Origin of the sequence: Actinoplanes auranticolor (assembly GCF_018332655.1) — a bacterium.
Classification (GTDB): Bacteria; Actinomycetota; Actinomycetes; order Mycobacteriales; family Micromonosporaceae; genus Actinoplanes; species Actinoplanes auranticolor.
In genome coordinates, this window is the sequence record NZ_BOQL01000005.1 from 88,301 (window position 1) to 105,913 (window position 17,613).

At 72.4% G+C, this 17,613-nt stretch carries 12 protein-coding genes; 8 read left to right on the forward strand and 4 right to left on the reverse strand.

Going from position 1 to position 17,613, the window contains the following annotated elements:
* From Aau02nite_RS02655 to Aau02nite_RS02665, 3 genes are read right to left on the reverse strand one after another with little or no spacing between them, the layout of a single operon-like run.
* Positions 1-912 (reverse strand): ABC transporter ATP-binding protein, encoded by a 912-nt coding sequence (locus Aau02nite_RS02655; RefSeq protein ID WP_212986681.1) that lies wholly within the window; start codon positions 910-912, stop codon positions 1-3.
* Positions 909-1,772, reverse strand: a complete 864-nt coding sequence (locus Aau02nite_RS02660) for an ABC transporter permease (protein WP_212986682.1) — start codon at positions 1,770-1,772, stop codon at positions 909-911. Before Aau02nite_RS02660 ends, Aau02nite_RS02655 begins: the two co-directional genes overlap by 4 nt.
* A complete protein-coding gene (locus Aau02nite_RS02665; protein ID WP_212986683.1) occupies positions 1,765-2,679 on the reverse strand; it encodes an ABC transporter ATP-binding protein in 915 nt (304 codons plus the stop codon). The genes Aau02nite_RS02660 and Aau02nite_RS02665 overlap by 8 nt, the downstream gene beginning before the upstream one ends.
* Positions 2,680-2,825: 146 nt before the next feature.
* Here Aau02nite_RS02665 and Aau02nite_RS02670 point away from each other — a divergent pair, with 146 nt between their 5' ends.
* A complete protein-coding gene (locus Aau02nite_RS02670) occupies positions 2,826-6,842 on the forward strand; it encodes a hypothetical protein (RefSeq protein ID WP_212986684.1) in 4,017 nt (1,338 codons plus the stop codon).
* Positions 6,843-6,858: 16 nt separating this feature from the next.
* Here Aau02nite_RS02670 and Aau02nite_RS02675 read toward each other — a convergent pair whose 3' ends face one another.
* On the reverse strand, positions 6,859-8,109 hold the full coding sequence (locus Aau02nite_RS02675) for a glycosyl hydrolase (protein ID WP_246594842.1): 1,251 nt from the start codon (positions 8,107-8,109) through the stop codon (positions 6,859-6,861).
* A gap of 225 nt (positions 8,110-8,334) precedes the next feature.
* On the opposite strand from Aau02nite_RS02675, the gene cysC reads away from it, so the two are divergent.
* The 7 genes from cysC (at position 8,335) to Aau02nite_RS02710 (ending at position 17,609) form a co-directional block, all read left to right on the forward strand.
* A complete protein-coding gene (cysC, locus tag Aau02nite_RS02680) occupies positions 8,335-9,858 on the forward strand; it encodes an adenylyl-sulfate kinase (RefSeq protein ID WP_212986686.1) in 1,524 nt (507 codons plus the stop codon).
* A 129-nt stretch (positions 9,859-9,987) separates the two neighbouring features.
* Positions 9,988-11,781: a Wzz/FepE/Etk N-terminal domain-containing protein gene (locus Aau02nite_RS02685; RefSeq protein WP_246594843.1), complete on the forward strand. Its 1,794-nt coding sequence runs from the start codon at positions 9,988-9,990 to the stop codon at positions 11,779-11,781.
* Positions 11,778-13,193 (forward strand): O-antigen ligase family protein, encoded by a 1,416-nt coding sequence (locus Aau02nite_RS02690; protein WP_246594844.1) that lies wholly within the window; start codon positions 11,778-11,780, stop codon positions 13,191-13,193. Before Aau02nite_RS02685 ends, Aau02nite_RS02690 begins: the two co-directional genes overlap by 4 nt.
* Positions 13,180-14,409, forward strand: a complete 1,230-nt coding sequence (locus Aau02nite_RS02695) for a hypothetical protein (protein WP_212986688.1) — start codon at positions 13,180-13,182, stop codon at positions 14,407-14,409. The genes Aau02nite_RS02690 and Aau02nite_RS02695 overlap by 14 nt, the downstream gene beginning before the upstream one ends.
* A gap of 34 nt (positions 14,410-14,443) precedes the next feature.
* Entirely contained in the window at positions 14,444-15,322 is an 879-nt protein-coding gene (locus Aau02nite_RS02700) for a sulfotransferase family protein (protein ID WP_212986689.1), read from the forward strand.
* Positions 15,319-16,884, forward strand: coding sequence for a lipopolysaccharide biosynthesis protein (locus Aau02nite_RS02705; RefSeq protein WP_212986690.1), 1,566 nt, complete (start codon positions 15,319-15,321; stop codon positions 16,882-16,884). The genes Aau02nite_RS02700 and Aau02nite_RS02705 overlap by 4 nt, the downstream gene beginning before the upstream one ends.
* Entirely contained in the window at positions 16,881-17,609 is a 729-nt protein-coding gene (locus Aau02nite_RS02710) for a methyltransferase domain-containing protein (protein WP_212986691.1), read from the forward strand. Before Aau02nite_RS02705 ends, Aau02nite_RS02710 begins: the two co-directional genes overlap by 4 nt.
* The last annotated feature ends 4 nt before the right edge of the window (positions 17,610-17,613 follow it).

Genomic DNA, 17,613 nt, shown 5'->3' on the forward strand with positions numbered 1-17,613 from the left:
TCAGGCCTCCAGCAGGTAGGAGAAGACACTCTCCAGCGATTCGTCGGAGGGCAGCAGCTTGCGCAGCCGGATGCCCTCACCGATGGCGATGCGCGGCAGCGCGCGGGTGAAGCTGCCGTAGTCGGACGCGCGCACGGTGAGCCCGGCGTTGTCGATCTCCACCCCGCTGACCGACTTCTCGCCGATCAGGGCCACGGCCAGCCGGCGGTCGTCGGACGACTGCACGGCGAAGACGTGCGGGCGGTTGGTCATCAACCGGCGGATCCGGCGGTAGTCGCCCGAGGCGGCCAGCCGCCCGGCCACGATCACCTGGACCGTGCCCGAGACCTGCTCCACCTCCTCCAGGATGTGCGAGCTGAACAGGATCGTGTGACCCCGGTCGCCCAGGTCGTGCAGCAGGCTCATCATGTGCATCCGCTGCCGCGGGTCCATGCCGTTGAACGGCTCGTCCAGCAGCAGCACCTGCGGATCGTGCACCAGGGCCGCGGCGACCCGGGTGCGCTGGCGCATGCCCTTGGAGTACGTCTCGATCCGGCGGTCGGCCGCGTCGGTCATCTCGACCAGTTGCAGCGCCCGCTCGGTCGCCGCCTTCGCGTCGGGCAGCTTCTGCATCCGGGCGCTGGCCTGCACGAACTCGCGGGCGGTGAGGAAGCCGTGCACCGCCTCGCGCTCGGCGACCAGGCCCAGCCGGCGGTAGATCTCCGGGTTGCGCCAGGTCGGCGCGCCGTCGACGGTCACCGTGCCCCGCGAGGGCGACAGGAACCCCGCCATCATGTGCAGCACGGTGGTCTTGCCGGCGCCGTTCGGGCCGAGCAGGCCGGTGACGCCCGGCTCCAGCGTCATGCTGATGTCGTTGACCGCCACCACGTTGCCGTACCAGCGGGACACGTTCTCGAGCTCGACCGTGGTCACAGCGAGGCCACCCTCCGGTAGCGGGCCAGTAGCAGCAGCAGGCAGGTGGCGATCAGGGTGACGACCTCGATGGCGTACACCGGGCCGAACTCGCCGATGCGCATGCCCGTGTTGGCCCCGCTGATCAGCCACTGACCGACGCCGCTGACCAGGGTCATCGGGCTGGCCAGGCCGGCCAGGTCCTGCGCGGTGGACGACGGCAGGATGGACAGCACGCCGAACACCGGGGTGGTCATCAGGAAGACGGCGACGATGCCGCCGGCGGCGAACGCCCGCTTGCCGGTCAGCGACGCGATCAGCAGCCCGATCCCGGTGAAGAGCAGCGCCCAGATCAGGCTGTAGCCCCAGGCCGGGAGCAGGTCCTCGATCTCGTTCCAGACCCCGGACATCCCGGTCTTGGTGGTGAACGCGCCGCCCAGGAAGATGATGAACTGGGGGCCGGCCAGCAGGATCCACACCGCGGTCACCATCGCGGCGACCTTGGCCCCGATGTAGTCGGCGGCGCGCAACGGCCGGCTGAAGTACAGCGGCAGCACCCCCGAGCGCAGGTCACGGGAGACCAGCTCCGGGGCCACGATGGCCACGAAGAAGATGATCAGCCAGCTCATCGCGTCGGCGAACTGGATGTAGTTGAGCGGCAGGGTGCCGAGCTGGGCGCGTACCGCCGCGAGGATCACCGCGACCAGGGCGACGATCCCGAAGACCAGCCACGGGAAGATCTTGGCCTTGGCCGACCGGCCGAAGCCGTAGGCCGCGCGCAGGCCGTGCACGTAGATCGCGCCGAACACGGCGCCGCGGCCCAGCCGCGGCCCGGTGTAGCGCTGATATCCGATGTCGTGGATGACGCTCGACTCAGGCATCCGCGGTCTCCCTCGTGGCGAAGAGCTCGGCCACCCGGTGGCGTCGCTGGTCCAGGCGGTGCAGCGGCAGATCGAGATCGGCCACCACCCGCAGGACGTGGTCGTAGGTGGCCTCCTGGGTCAGCGGCACGAGCAGCAGCCGGCCGTCCCGGGTGACCGGCAGCTCCAGCGCTTCCAGCGCCGCGGCCAGTTCGTCCGTACCCTCGCTGACCTCGACCGCGAGCACCTCGCTGGCCTCGGTCATCGCCGAGATGCGGTCGGCGCGCAGCAGCCGGCCGCCCTCGATGGCGACCAGCGAGTCGCAGATCCGCTCGACCTCGCCGAGCAGGTGCGAGCAGACCACCACCGAGATGCCGAACTCGTTGCCGATCCGCTGGATCAACGCCAGCATGGCGTCGCGCCCGGCCGGGTCCAGACCGTTGGTCGGCTCGTCCAGCAGCAGCAGGTCGGGGTCGTGCACCAGCGCCTGGGCCAGCTTGACCCGCTGCTTCATGCCGGTCGAATAGCCGCCGATCTGCCGGTAGCGCTCTTCGTAGAGCCCGACGTGGCGCAGCGCCTCGGAGGCCCGTTCGCGGGCGGCGGTGCGGGGCAGCCCGCTGATCCGGCCCAGGTGGGTGACGAACTCGGCGGCGGAGACGTCCGGGGGCAGCGCGTCGTGCTCCGGCATGTAGCCGACCTTGGCGCGGACCCGGTCGGGGTCGACGGTGGGATCGATGTCGAAGACCCGCACCTGCCCGCCGGTCGGCGCGATCAAGCCCAGCATGATCTTGATGAAGGTCGACTTGCCGGCGCCGTTGGCGCCGACCAGTCCGATGATCCCGGGCTCGACAGCGACGGTGAGGTCATGCAGGGCGGTCACCTGCGTGCCGTACGTCTTGGTCAACCCTTGGGTAACGATGAGGCTCACAGCCGACAGCCTAGGAACCCTTGTCACCGTGGCGGATCAGGTAAACCCCCGAGTCCCCCCTGAGGACGGGACACACGGGGAACGGATCACATGCAAAGATGCCGCTGAATTTCATCGGTCATCGAAGCAACACGGGGGTACGGCGCATGGCACCACGCCTGACGAAGCGCGCACGGCACGGCAGACATCCGATCATCCAGGCGCTCGCAGGCATCGCTGTCGCGGCCGCGCTGCTCGTCGCCCCGCAGCCCGCCGCCGCCGCGACCGCGGAACCCGTGCCGTCCGCTCCGGCGTCGGCCTCCGCCGAGCCGTCACCGCCGGTCACGCCGAGTCCGTCGGCCGAGGAGACCACCCCTACGGCAACCCCTAGTCCGTCCGTCCCGCCGCGCACGAGCAAGGCGCCGGAACCGACGGCGCAGCCCAAGCCGGGCAAGTCCGCTCCGTCGGCCGACGCGGCCGCCGCCGAGCCCTGCGGGGGCGTGCTCAAGCTCGGCACGGCAGTGGACTGCGAGGAGATCAAGAACAAGCAGAAGCACGTCTACACGCTGACCACGACGGCGGACGGTGAGCGGCTGATCCTCGTGCTGCGCGCGCAGCATGAGGGCGGCGAGAGCCTGAGCGGCACTCTGACCAGCGCCGACGGCGAGACCAGCTGCTACCTGGGGACGTACCCGAGCGACTGCACCCTCGGGGCCGCGGGCACCTACACCATCACGGTCAGCCTCTACTCCGGATCCGGCAGCAACGGCTACGCGCTCGGCGCCGACTCGCGGTCGCACCCGTCGGCGTGCACCACGCTGACGAACGACTCGCTCGCCTTCCCGGCCAAGACCATCGAGGGGACGCTGGCTGCCGGCTCCGCCGGCCGGTGCTACCGCATCGAGCAGGCCGAGGGCACGCTCGTGCGGATCTCGGTGGGCGGCGTCGGCGGTTCCGACGTGCGCGGCCAGCTGGAGAACGCGACCGGCGAGGGCATCTGCTACCTGCAGGACGCGCGCGAGTGCACGCTGACCGGCGCCGGGCCGTACAGCTTCTTCGTGACCGAGCAGTACGGCGCGGCGACGGAGTACCGGGTGGCCGTGACCCGGCTGTCCGACCCGGCCGGTTGCGACGACGTTCCGGTGGCGACGTTCGGTGACCCGGGCGACCGCTCCGGTTCGACGACGATCGGCGGCGACAAGGTCACCTGCCGGACCTTCACCGCGGCCGCCGGGCTGCACCTGCTCACCTTCGACAACGCCCAGTACCTGAACTGGCGGGTGGCCGACCGCACCGGTGCCGTGCTCTGCAGCAAGTGGGGTGAGCAGCGCGAGCTGTGCCCGCTGCCCGCCGCCGGCACGTACACGCTGTTCGGCGAGAGCAGCGACTCGTGGGTCGACCCCCACACTGTCACCGTCGCCGTCTTCCCGCTCGCCTCGACGACGGGTTGCGGCCCGTCCGTCGGCACCGCCTGGGACACCCCGGCGGTGCGGGTGCGGGTGACCTCGCGCCTGCAGGTCGAGTGCAACCCGCTCGAGGCCCGGCCGGGTGACCGGATCGACCTGCGCTCCGGCGGCTGGATCACCGACACCACCGGCGAGCGGATCTGCGACACGGTCCGCGAGGACGACGAGCGGGGCTGCGTGCTGCCCGGCAACGGGCCGTACCGGATCATCTCGGAGCCGTCCTGGGACGAGGACCCCGAGGACCGGTGGGCCGAGATCGAGGCCCGGCGGCTCAACGACCCGCAGGGATGCGCGACCGTCCCGGTCGGCCGGTACGGTGCCGCCCCGGCCGGCGCGCCCACCGCGGCCGAGTGCCGCACGCTGACCGTGCCCGCCGCGGGCCGGTATCGCGTCGAGGTCGTCGACGACGAGAACTACCACGGCTACGGCACGATCTTCGACCAGGCCGGCAAGCGCGTCTGCGAGGTCGGCAGCTGCACCTTCCCGGCACCGGGGTCGTACACGCTGGTGACCGACGGCAGCACCTACGCCACCGTGCTGCTGCCCGCCGCCGGTGCGGCGAGCGGCTGCGTGACCGCGTCCGACCAGCCCACCGCCGCCCCGGCCAAGGGTGAGTTCAAGGCCGCCGGTCAGTACGACTGCCTGCTGCTGCCCACCCCCACCGGCGCCGGCCTGGCACTGCTCAAGCCGCAGGACGCCACCGGCACCGGCCGCCCGGAATTGACGGTGTACGACGCCACCGGCAGCTACGAGTGCGACATCTACCAGCTCCGTGACTACTCCTGCGTGCTGGAGGGCACCGCGCCCTTCCACGTGGTGCTGCACCTCGACGAGGACATCGACTCCGTCACCGGGCCGTACGCGCTGAACGTCGCCCGGACCAGTGGCGGGCCGGCCTGTCCGACGCTGGCGAGCGGCGCCACGCCGTCGCTGACGCTGGGCGGTGACAAGTACGTCGGCTGCTTCACGCTGCCGGCCGGTCAGCACTCGGCGAGCGAGGTGCTGTCGTTCCGGCGTACCGCGGGCACCGGCAAGGCCCGGCTGTCCGTCTTCGGGCCGACCGGCTCGCGGCGCTGCTCCACCCAGGTCGCCGACGCCGGCTTCGATGTCTGCCAGCTGGAGGCGGGCGCCGCCACGGTTCTGGTCGAGGGCAGCACGGCGACGGGCACGTTCACGTTCTCGCGCAAGGACGTCACCGCCACCGCGACGGGCTGCACCCGGATCACGTCCACAGTGATCGGATCGCCGTCGCTGACCGGCACCCTGTCCTCCCGCGGGGACCTGCGCTGCTACCAGGTGTCGGCGAACGCGGCCGACCGGGTGCTCGTCGACAGCCGCGACGCCGACAACGTGTCGCGCACGATCGTGCTGGACCCGGCCGGCGAGACCACCAGCTGCGCCGGTTACGTCAGCGCCTGCGCGGTCACCGGCCAGAGCAAGTACCAGGTGCTGGTGTGGAGCCTGGGCACCGGCAGCACGGCGTACCAGCTCGACGTCTGGAAGGTGTGGGCCAACGGTCAGCCGCCCGCCGAGTGCGCCGAGGTGCCGTCGGCCGCGTACGGCTTCGGCCCGTACACCGGCACGCTGAGCAGCACCAGGCCCGCGCTGTGCGTGGTCGCCCCGGCCGCCTACTACGACGACCTGACCATCGACGTCAACAACCCGGACGATCCCGACGACGGCTTCTTCTGGGACGCGGGCATGTACGTGGTCACCGGCAGCAGCGGCATGCAGAGCTGCGCGATCGGTGAGGGCGGTTTCCACTGCTGGCACGGCCGGCAGCCGGTCGAGCCGACCGTGTACCTGCTGACCAACGGCAACCGCGCGAGCGAGCACCCGTACCGGCTCGAGGCGACCTGCCACAGTCCGCTGTGCGGCGGGGAGCGGTTCACCGCGACGGCGGTGGCCCCGGCTTCCGTGGCCACCGGTGCCAAGCGGACCATCACCGTCACCGGCACAGCGCTGCACCTGCAGGACACCGTCCGGGTCACGCCGGCGGGCAGCGCGGCTCTGACCGCCACGGTCAAGACGGTGTCGGCGGACCGCAGGACGCTGACGGCCGAGGTCGATCTGACCTCCGCGCCGACCGGACCGGCCGCGGTGAGCGTCGACTCGTTCGGTGCCGACGGCGAGCCGGTCGTGCCGGCTGCCGGGTTCACCGTCACGGGGGCAGCGCTGCGGGTCACCAAGGCGCCGGCCATCACCGGCACCGTGGCGGTGGGCTCGACGGTGAAGGTGGCAGCCGGCAGCTGGACGCCGGCGGCGACGTCGTACACCTACCAGTGGCGGGCGAACGGGTCGGCGATCCGGGGTGCGGGCGGGGCGTCGTACTCGGTCGCCGCCGCGGTGGTCGGCAAGCGGCTCACCGTGACCGTCACCGCGGTCCGCTCGGGCCACCTGGCCGGGTCGACGACCTCCGCGGCGTCGGCCGTGGTCGCCAAGGGCAAGGCCCCGGCCGCGACCAGGAAGCCGGCGGTCACCGGTACGGCCAAGGTCGGCCGCACCGTCAAGGTCTCCGCCGGCACCTGGTCGCCGAAGGCCGACTCGTACCGCTACGAGTGGCGGCTGGGCGGCAAGCTGATCCGCGGCGCCACCAAGTCGTCGCTGAAGCTGACCTCCTCGATGCGCAACAAGAAGGTCACCGTCACGGTGATCGCCCGCAAGACCGGCTACACCGACGGCAAGGCCACCGGCAAGGCCGTCACCGTCCGCCGCTGACCTGGGACGGACCGGCCTACGGCAGGCTGGGCGCGACGTCGACCTGGAAGATCGGCATCTTGCCCAGCTTGCGGTAGGCCATCAGGGACTCTCGAGTGGCGTCCACCGACGAGTCGCGGCCGTCCTGGTTGTGCGGGGTGTCGAAGTGCACCAGGGCCCGGATCTTGGGGAAGTGGCGGATCTGCCGGCCCACCTCGCGGTAGAACTCCGCCTTGTGTCCGGGGTTCTTCTTCGAGGACCAGACACCCCACTCGGCCACCATCAGCGGCTTGTCCGGGTGCTTGTTCTTCGCCCAGTTGTAGAAGCCGGGCCAGTTCGGGCGGGCCGAGCTCTGCCGGTTCAGCAGTTCGGCGAAGTCGCCGTGGCCGTAGCCGGGGTCGCTGTAGGCGTACGTGTCGAAGCCGATCCAGTCGACCACGTCGTTGCCCGGGTACATGTCGTCGAACCACTTCTTGCTGGTGTGCGGCACGTACGCCATGTGCACCAGCACGGTCACCAGGTTGTCCACGCCGTGGCCGCGCAGCCGCTCGACCACGTACCGGTACATGTCGGAGTAGTCGCCGGCCGTGTAGCCGGAGCCCTTCTTCTCCTTGACGTTGTCCTCGGCCTCGTGGTGCACCGTGAAGAAGAACTGCTCCGGGTACTCCTTGTTGATGTGCCGGGCCAGCCGGTCGAGGAAGGCGTCGGTGGGCTTGTCGCCCTTGGCGATCGCGGCCCAGGACGCGCCGGCCGGCTTCCAGTTCAGGAACAGGATGCGCTCGCGGCCGGGCTCACGGGCGATCGCCCGCTCGGCCTGCGTCGGGAAGAGCTGCCGGTTGCCCTTGTGGTAGGCGTGGTAGACGGCCTGGTGCCGGTCGGTCTTGCGCTCGAAGTCGGCCAGCGCGCGCCGGCCCCGGTCGTCGGTGAACGCGCCGGGGGCCACACCCCAGAGCACGCCGCAGGACGGGACGAGCTTGCGCCCGGTGCGGCACCGCTGCCCGTTGCGGTCGCGCAGGGCCGGCTGCGGCGCGGCGAGCGCGGTCTGTCCCGGGCCCGGCCTGGCCGCCGGGGCACTCGGGGCAGCCGAACCGGACGGTCCGGGCAGTCCCGAGGCGCTGGGTCCGGCCGTCGGCGCGCCGGGGATCGCCGGTACGCCCGGTTCGGCCGGCGGCTGTCCGCCGGGCAGCGGGGGCAGCGGCTCGCCGGGCCTGGTGACCACCGGATCGGTGCCCGGCAGGCCGAGCTGGTCGACGCCGCCGGTCCAGGCCCACGACAAGGTGGCCACCACAGAGAGAGCAAAGATCGCCGTCATGGCGATGAGGTGCAGAAGCCTGGTCCGGCGCGGTCGACGTCTCACGATCGCCCACTATGCGACCTAAAGTCCGTTTTGTCGACTACCACGGCCGGTAGGCCGCGTGGCGACGGTCTAGATCAGACAGAGTGCCGACCCCGCTCGACCGCGGGGAGAGCGGCTGCGAAACTGTCCCTCAAGCCGCTGCAAGGGGAGTCTTAGGTGAACGACGGTTCTGTGCTGCCCGAGGACGTGCTGCGTGACGCGCCGTCGTACACGCCGCGTGCGCACGAACTCGCCGACCTGGAGCTGCTGCTCTCCGGGGCGTACGCGCCGCTGACCGGCTTCCTCGGCCGGGTCGACCTGACGGCCCTGCGCCGCCGGGGCCGGCTCGCCGACGGGACGCCGTGGCCGGTCGGGGTCACCTGCGAAATCCCCGCCGAGATGGGCGCCGCGCTGAACGTCGACGATCCACTGCGCCGCACGGTGGTGCTCACCGACCCCGAGGGCGCGCCGGTGGCCGCGGTGGAGGTCAGCGACACCTGGCCGACCAGCGAGCGGATGTACGCGATCGGCGGCACGGTACGCCGGATGGGCGACGGCGGGCACGGGCCGTTCCAGCGCTTGCGGCGTACCCCGGAGGAAGTGAAGGCGCTGCTCCCGCCGGGCCGGGTCCTCGGGGTCATCGCCGACCGGCCGCTGCACCGCCCGCAGCTCGCCCAGATCGCGCACGCCGCCCGCACCCTCGCGGCCCACCTGCTGATCATCATCCCGGTCACCGGCCCCGGCCCGGACGGGCTGCCGCCGGAGGCCCTGGTCCGCGCGATCTTCGCGGCCCGGGACCGGATGCCGCCCGCCACGATCGTGGCGGTGCCGCTGATGCCGCGCAACGACGAGATGCGCGACGCACTGCTGCGGGCCCGGGTGGCGACGGCGTACGGCGTGACCCACGTCCTGTCCACCGGCGACATGCTCTCCGGCGGCGGCCTGCGGGTGCTGGTCCCCCGCGAGCTCGCCTACGACAACCGGGACGGTCAGTGGCGCTGGCGCGACGACATCCCGCCACGCAACCGCCGGCTGGCGATGACCCCCGCCGAGGTGGAGGACCTGCTCGACCGCGGCTTCCCGCTGCCCGAGTGGCACACCCCGCCGGCGGTGGCCAAGGAGCTGTCCCGGGTCCGCCCGCCGCGCCGGCACCGCGGCCTGGTCGTCTTCTTCACCGGCTTCTCCGGCTCCGGCAAGTCCACGATCGCCCGGGGCCTGGCCGACTCGTTGCGGGAGAGCGGCGAGCGCACGATCACCTTCCTCGACGGCGACGTGGTGCGCCGCGAGCTCTCGGCCGGGCTCGGCTTCAGCCGGGCGGACCGGGACCGCAACGTGCGGCGGATCGGCTGGGTGGCCGCCGAGGTGGCCCGGCACCGCGGCATGTCGATCGCGTGCCCGATCGCCCCGTACGCCGACGCCCGCGCCGCCGTGCGCGCGATGGCCACCGAGGCGGGTGCCGGCTTCGTGCTGGTGCACGTGGCGACCCCGCTGGAGGTCTGCGAACGCCGCGACCGCAAGGGCCTGTACGCCCGCGCCCGGGCCGGCCAGCTGCGCGGGATGACCGGCATCGACGACCCGTACGAGGTGCCGGCGGACGCCGAGCTGACCCTGGACACCACGGACATGACCGTGGTCGAGGCCATCGATGTGGTGCTCGCGTACCTGGTGGAGAGCGGCTGGGTGGAGCCGAACATGAAGTAACCGGTGGCGGCGGAGTAGTTACGCATCGGCGCACGGGCCGTTTACCCCCTACGGGGGCGAAACGCCCATTGCCGTCAACTCACTCCACACCCCGAAAGGGCCGCCGAACCGATGGAAGATCCGCGCCCGGTGTCCGCCGACCTCTCGCATTACCTGGGCGTCTTCCGCCGGCACTGGTGGGTCGTGCTCGCCGCCGCGGGCCTGGGGCTCGGACTCGGCGCCCTGGTCACCCAGGTCGTGCCCAAGGTCTACGAGTCATCGACCTCGGTGCTGGTGCAGGCCGTGTCCGGGGACACCAACGCCTCCGGCGGCCGGACCAAGGGCCCGATCAACCTGGACACCGAGGCCCAGCTGGTCGGCTCGGGCGCGGTCGCGGTCAAGGCCGCGGCCCTGCTGCGCTCCCCGATCTCGCCGATCGAGCTGGCCCATGACGTCTCCGTCGAGGTGCCGGCCAACACCACCGTGCTGGTGATCCGCTTCCAGGCCGACAAGCCGGAGGCCGCGCAGGCCGGGTCGCACGCGTTCGCCGAGGCGTACCTGCGCAACCGGGAGGAGACCGCCCGGGCCGAGCTGGATCAGCGGATCAAGACCCTCAACCTCAAGGCCAAGCAGCTCACCACCAACCTGACCAGCATCAACAACCGGCTGGCCAAGGCGCCGGACGGCAGCTTCGAGCGCGGCAACCTGGAGAGCCTGCGGAACAACTCGCAGAATCAGCTCAACAGCATCACCGGCCGGCTCAACGAGCTGACCACCGCCACCGTCAGCGCCGGCAGCATCATCAGCGACGCCCGCGTACCGGACGCGCCGATCAGCCCGAACGCGATGCTCAACATCGCCACCGGCGGCATGGTCGGGCTGCTGGCCGGGCTGGTGCTGGCCTTCCTGCGGGAACGCTTCGACCGGCGCCTGCGCACCGCGGCCGACGTCCGCGACCGGGGGCGGATCCCGGTGCTGGCGGCGCTGGACGAGCGGACCACGCCGCACTTCGACGACGTGCTGCAGCCGTACGGGCCGGGCGGGCGGGTCTTCAACCGGCTGCGCAACGAGATCCTGGCCAGCCTGAACAGCGGTGACCAGATCATCGTGGTGACCGGGGCCAGCCGGGGCTCGGCGACCACGCTGGTGGCGGCAAACCTGGCTGCCGCGCTGGCGCGTACCGGAAGTGATGTCGTGCTGATCGGCGCGCACCTGCCGGACAGTGTCGTGGACGCGGCCCCGCTGGCCCGGATGCTCGGCGTCGCGCCGATGCCCGGCCTGTCCGACCTGCTGGCCGGCCGGATCGGCCTGCACAAGGCGATGCAGCGGACCCCGCGCATCCCGTCGCTGCGGGTCATCACGACCGGCGGCGCGGCGACCGCGGCCGGGCTGATGCAGTCCCAGCGGCTGCGCGACACGCTGGAGGCGCTGCGCCGGCAGACCGGCTACGTGGTCATCGAAGCACCGTCGACCAGCAGCAGCGCCGACGCGCAGAGCCTGGCCAGCCTGGCCGACGCCGCCATCCTCGCGGTCGAGCTGCGCCGGGCCAAGCGCCCCGCGCTGCTGGACGCGGCCGAGCAGCTCAGCCGGGTCGGCACACCGCTGCTGGGTGCCGTGGTGCTGCCGCGGCTGAGCGCGATGCGGGCCGACGAGCAGAACCTGCCGGTGGTCACCCTGCCGGCCGAGCGCCGGCCCGAGCCGCGGCCTGTGCAGCGACCCGAGCAGCAGAGCGAGGAACGGTCCGAGCCGCGCCCGGACGAGACCGCGGTGCTGGACACGGATCGCACCCAGCCGATGCGGCGGGTACCGGCCAATCCGGCCCAGGGCGGCCCGGTCCGCCCGCGCCCGGAACTGGACGAGGTCACCGCGATCATCGACCTGGGCTCGGCGGGCGCCCAGACCAAGACGGCCGAGAAGACCGGCGAGCAGCCGGACGAGAAGTGACGCTGGTCGTCCCCGGCGGCTCTGGCACCGCCAGCACCCGGGCCGCCGGGCCCGCGCACAGCGCCCCGGTGCGGCGGCCGACCGCCCTGCCGGCCTGGCCGCTGGCGAGCATGCTGGCGTTCTATCCCCTGTGGTGGGCGCTCGGCCTGGGCGTGCTGATCTTCCCGCTGATGGCGGTGCCGATGCTGGTGCTGCTGCTGCGCCGGCGCGCCGGCGGCCGGCCGGTGCTGCTGCCGCCCGGCTTCGCCTGGTGGCTGCTGTTCCTGGCGGCGGTCGTGGTCAGCATCGCGGCGCTGGGCGCCGACCCGAGCGGGACGGTGGCCGAGCCGGCGAGCGGGCGCCTGATCGCGGTCGTCTACCGGCTGACGCTGTACGCCTCCCTGACCGTCCTGCTGGTGTACGCGGGCAACCTCACCGAACTCGAGCTCTCCCGCAAGCGGCTGGTCAAACTGCTCGGCTGGCTGTTCGTCGTCACCGTGCTCGGCGGGCTGCTGGGCATCGTCGCCGGGCGGTTCGAGTTCACCTCGCCGGTCGAGATGCTGCTGCCGCACGGCCTGCGCAGCAAGGGCTTCGTGCAGTCGATGGTGCACCCGTACGCCGCGCAGATCATGGACCTGGTCGGCGGCGAGAAGCCCCGCCCGGCCGCGCCGTGGGGTTACACCAACACCTGGGGCAACAACTTCTGCCTGCTGATGGGCTGGCTGGTGGTCGCGGCCGGGGCTTCGCGGCGCGGCGGCGTCAAGCTGTTCGCGGTGCTGTGCCTGGGCGTCTCGATCGTCCCGGCGGTGGTGTCGCTCAACCGCGGCCTGTGGATCGGCATCGGCGTGGTCGTGCTCTACGTCGCCGCCCGGTACGTGCTCATGGGCCGGCTGTGGATCATCGCTGCGGTCCTGCTCGCCGGGGCCGCGCTGGTCGTCGCCCTGGTCGCCACCCCGCTCGGCGACACGGTCAACGCCCGCATCGACAACGGCAAGTCCAACGGTGTGCGGTCGTTCCTGATCGAACGCGCGGTCGACGGATTCGCCGAGTCCCCGGTGATCGGCTACGGCTCCACCCGCAACACGATCGGCGGCCGCAACTCGATCACCGTCGGCGAGAGCTCCGGCTGCGAGCGCTGCGGCAACTTCACCGTCGGCGGCAACGGCCAGTTCTGGCAGCTGATGTACGCCCACGGCGCCGCCGGCACCCTCGCCTACCTGGCCTTCTTCGGCTACGGCCTGTGGCGTTTCCGGCGTGACCGCACCCCGATCGGGATCGCCGGCAGCGCCGCGATCGTCAGCTCCTTCTCGGCGATGCTCTGGTACAACTCGCTCGCCACCCCTCTGGTCTTCATGTTCCTGGCGTACGCGCTGCTCTGGCGCAACGAACTAGAAGCGACAAGATCCGGAGGGCCAGCCCATGAGTCCCGTTAAGACCGCACCCGCCGCACTGACGGCGGGTGACTCGGCACTGCGCACGCAGTACCTCGCCGAGGTGCTCGAACTGCTCTACCCGGCACCGTGCGACACCACCGGCGGCCCCGGCGAGCCGATCACCGAATACCTGGTCGTGCCGGACGCGCGCCGGCCCCGGCTGCTGGTGCCCAACACCTCGCGCCGGGTCGCCGCCGCCGCGGTACGCCGCTACGCCGAACCGCAGTCCCGCAGCGCCCGGCTCAAGCGGGACGCGGTGGTGGCGGCCCTGCGTACCGGCGCCTCCGGGGTGCTGCTGCGCGACCGGATCAAGGTCACCGGCCCGGCCGCGGAGAGCATCGACGGTCACCTGCGCCAGGCCCTGGGCCGCGAGCTGTCGGTCAGCATCCACATCGGACCGGCCCGGGCCAACCGCAAGCCGGTGCTGCAGCTCATCAGCCCCGAGGGCGAGACCTTCGGCTTCGGCAAGCTGGGCACCGGACCGCTCACCCAGCGGCTGGTCAAGGCCGAGACCTCGGCGCTGACCGCGCTCGGCGCCGTCGGGCTCACCAAGCTGTCCGTGCCGACCGTGCTGCACGCCGGTCAGTGGCGCGGCCTGCAGGTGCTGATCCAGTCCGCGCTGCCGGTCTGGCTGCCCCGGGCGCCGCTGACCCAGCGCCGGCTGATCGCCGCGATGCTCGACGTCGCCGGATGCTGCGGCTACCACAGCGGCACGCTGGTCGGCAGCGCGTACTGGGCCGAGCTGCGCGGGCGGCTGGCCGCCCTCGGCGACCGGCCCGAGGGGGTCGCGCTGACCTCGGCCGCCGAGCTGCTCGCCACCCACGCCGGGCAGCACACCCTGCGGTACGGCGCCTGGCACGGCGACTGGGCCCCGTGGAACATGGCCAACCTCGCCGACGCGCTGCTGGTCTGGGACTGGGAACGGTTCGCCACCGGGGTGCCGGTCGGCTTCGACGCCGTGCACCACGAGTTGCAGCGGCGGATCCAGACCACCGGCGACGCCGCCGACGCGGTCGAGACGACCGTCCGCCGGGCCGGGGAGCTGCTCGCGCCGTTCGGGGTGGCCGACGACGTCCGGGAACTCACCGCTCTGCTCTACCTGATCGACCTGGCCGCGCGGTACCTGGCCGACCGCCAGGCCGAGGCGGGCGCCCGGCTGGGCGTGCTCGGCACCTGGCTGCTGCCGGTCCTGATCCGCCGGGTCGAAGAGCTGTGACCGGACACCACACCATCGGAAGGGCGCTGTAGCCATGGACGTCTCGAAAGTTCCGACCCCCGTCAAGCGCGTCGTGCACCTCGGCTCGCGCTCGTACGGCCGGCTCACCGCCCCGGCCCGGATGACCCCGTCGTTCCTGATCTGCGGCGGCCAGCGCTGCGGCACGACTTCGCTCTACCGCGCCCTCGCCGCGCACCCGGTGGTGCTCAAGGCGGTGCTGCACAAGGGCGTGCACTACTTCGACGTGTCCTACGACCGGGGCATGGGCTGGTACAAGGGCCACTTCCCGATGCAGCGCAGCGCCGAGAAGATCCGCACCCGGTACGGCGTGGACGCGCAGACGTTCGAGTCGAGCCCGTACTACATGTACCACCCGCAGGCGGCCGCCCGGATCGCCGCGGACCTGCCCGGCGCGAAGCTGGTGGTGCTGGTCCGGGACCCGGTGGAGCGGGCCTACTCGCAACACCACCACGAGGTGGCCCGGGGCTTCGAGCAGGAACGCGACTTCGGCAACGCGCTCGCGCTCGAGGCCGCCCGGCTGCACCGCCAGGAGCACAAGCTGGCGACCGACCCGACCTACTACTCCTTCGGCCACCAGCACCACGCCTACCGGGCCCGCGGCGAGTACGCCCGCTACCTGAGCGTGATGGCCCAGCACGTCGGCCGGGAACGCATCCACGTGGTGGAGAGCGAGCGGTTCTTCGCCGAGCCCGAGCAGACCTACGACGAGGTGTGCCGGTTCCTCGGCCTGCCGACCGATCTCGGGCATCCGCCGTTCGAGCAGCACAACGCCCGCCCCCGGCAGTCCGACATGGACCCGGTGCTGCGCCAGGACCTGACCGAGCACTTCGCGCCGCACGACGACGCCCTGATCACGTGGCTGGGCCGGGTGCCCATCTGGCGTCAGGCATGACCGCTGCCGACGTCGCCGCGGCGCCGGACCGGCAGGGCACCCGCGGCGTCGCCCGCGGCGGGCTGGCCAACATGGCCGGCTCGGCCCTGGCCGGCGGCACCGGCGTCGTCGTCACCTGGGTCGTCGCGCGCAGCCTGGGCGCCGAGCAGGCCGGCGCGTTCTTCGCCGCCACGGCGGCCTTCGTGCTGGCCGGCGGGCTGGCCAAGCTGGGTACGCAGACGGGCCTGGTCTACTGGCCGGCCCGGCTGCGCGCCACCGGCCGGGACCACCTGCTCGGTACCTGCCTGCGGATCGCGCTGACCCCGGTCGTCGTGCTCGCGCTGGTGCTGGCGGTCGCGATGTGGTTCGGTGCGCCCGCGATCGCGCACCTCACCGCGGCCGACTCGCCGCACGTCCTGGCCGGGCACACCACCGCCCTGCGGGTGCTGGCCGTCTTCCTGCCACTGCAGGCGCTCACCGACGCGCTGCTCACCGCCACCCGCGGCTACAAGGCCATGCGGCCGACCGTCACCCTGGACCGCGTCCTGCGCAGCACGCTGCAGTTGCTGTGCGTCGGCGCGGTCGGGGTGGCGACGCTGTGGGGCATCGCGACGCTGCCCGGTTTCGCGTTCGCGTGGGCGGTGCCGTACCTGCCCGTGGTGATCCTGGCGGCGGTCGCGCTGCGCCGTACGTACCTGGCGGCCCGGCCTGACGACCCGCGGACCCGCCGCCGCGACCGCCGGCAGCTGCGCCGTGACTTCTGGTGGTTCACCGGGCCGCGGGCCCTGGCCAGCGTCGCGCAGCTGGCCCTGCAGCGCATCGACGTGCTGCTTCTGGCCGCCCTGGGCGGGCTCGCCCCGGCCGCGATCTACGCGGTCGCCGGCCGGTTCGTGGTGCTCATCCAGTTCGCCAACCAGGGCATCTCGCAATCGGTGCAGCCGCGGCTGGCCGAGGCGCTCGCCGTCGGCGACCGCGTCACCGCCAACCACCTCTACCAGACCGCCACCGGCTGGCTGGTGCTCGTCACCTGGCCGATCACCTTCCTGGTGATCCTGTTCGCGCCGGTCTACCTGGGCCTGTTCGGCAGCGGCTACCGCAGCGGGGCCGACGTGGTGGTGGTGCTCGGCTGCGCGATGCTGGTGGCCACCGGCTGCGGCATGGTCGACATGGTGCTCGCGATGGCCGGGCGCACCTCGTGGAACCTGATCAACGTCCTGGTCGCGCTGGGCGTCACCGTCGGCCTGGACGTGCTGCTGATCCCCCGGTACGGCGCCCTCGGCGCCGCGATCGGGCTGGCCTGCGCGATGGTCGCCAACAACGTGCTGCCGCTGATCCAGGTGGGCCGGGCCGCCCGGCTGCACCCGTTCGGCCCCGGGACGCTGGCCGCCGCCGGGCTCTCCGTCGCGTGTTTCGGAGTCCTGCCCCGGCTCGTGACCGCCGCGGCGGGCGCCGGCCCGGCGGGGATGTCACTGGCTGTCGCGCTGGCCGTGGCCACCTTCGCCGGCGGCGGGTGGCTGCTGCGCGGACGCCTCGGCCTCAACGCCTTCAAGCCCCGCAAGCTCACCCAGAGGAGGACCGGATGACCACCGAATACACCAAGGTGTTCCAGGACGCCGAAGCCGTCGACAAGTACGAGCACGTCACGTACGCGCCGGACAGCTACGCGTCGCGGATCAACGAGCGGCAGCAGGCGTACCTGCGCAAGCTCGTCGCCCGGGAGTTCGACACCGCACCGGTGCAGCACGACTTCGCCTGCGGCACCGGGCGCGCCATCCGTACGCTGCACGGCCTGGTCCGCGAGGCGCACGGCTACGACACGTCCGCCGAGATGATGGCCAAGGCGGCCGAGGTCGGATCGCAGGCGCACTGGCACCAGGTGCCGATGGACGGCCCGGTGCCGGAGCCGGTGCGGGCCGGCTACCCGGCGATCGTGACGATGTTCCGGCTGCTGCTCAACGTGCACGCCGACGTACGGGACCGGGCCATCGCGTTCGCGGCCAAGGCTCTGCCGGAAGCGGCCTCCGGGCTGCTGGTGGTGGAGAACCACGGCAACGCCGGATCGCTGCGGCACCTGCGGGCCCGGCGGCACTCCGGCGAGCGCTGGTTCGCCGAGCTGTCCCACGAGGAGGTCGGGGAGTTGCTCGACCGGCACGGCTTCGAGGTGATCGAGCGGCGGGGCTTCTCGATGCTGACCGAGTCGCTGGACCACAAGCTGCTGGCCCGGGCGGCCGACGCGGCGGCCCGCAAGCTGCCGGGCACCGACAGCTTCGCGGTCAACGTCCTCTACACCGCCCGGCGGAAGAAGTAGCCAC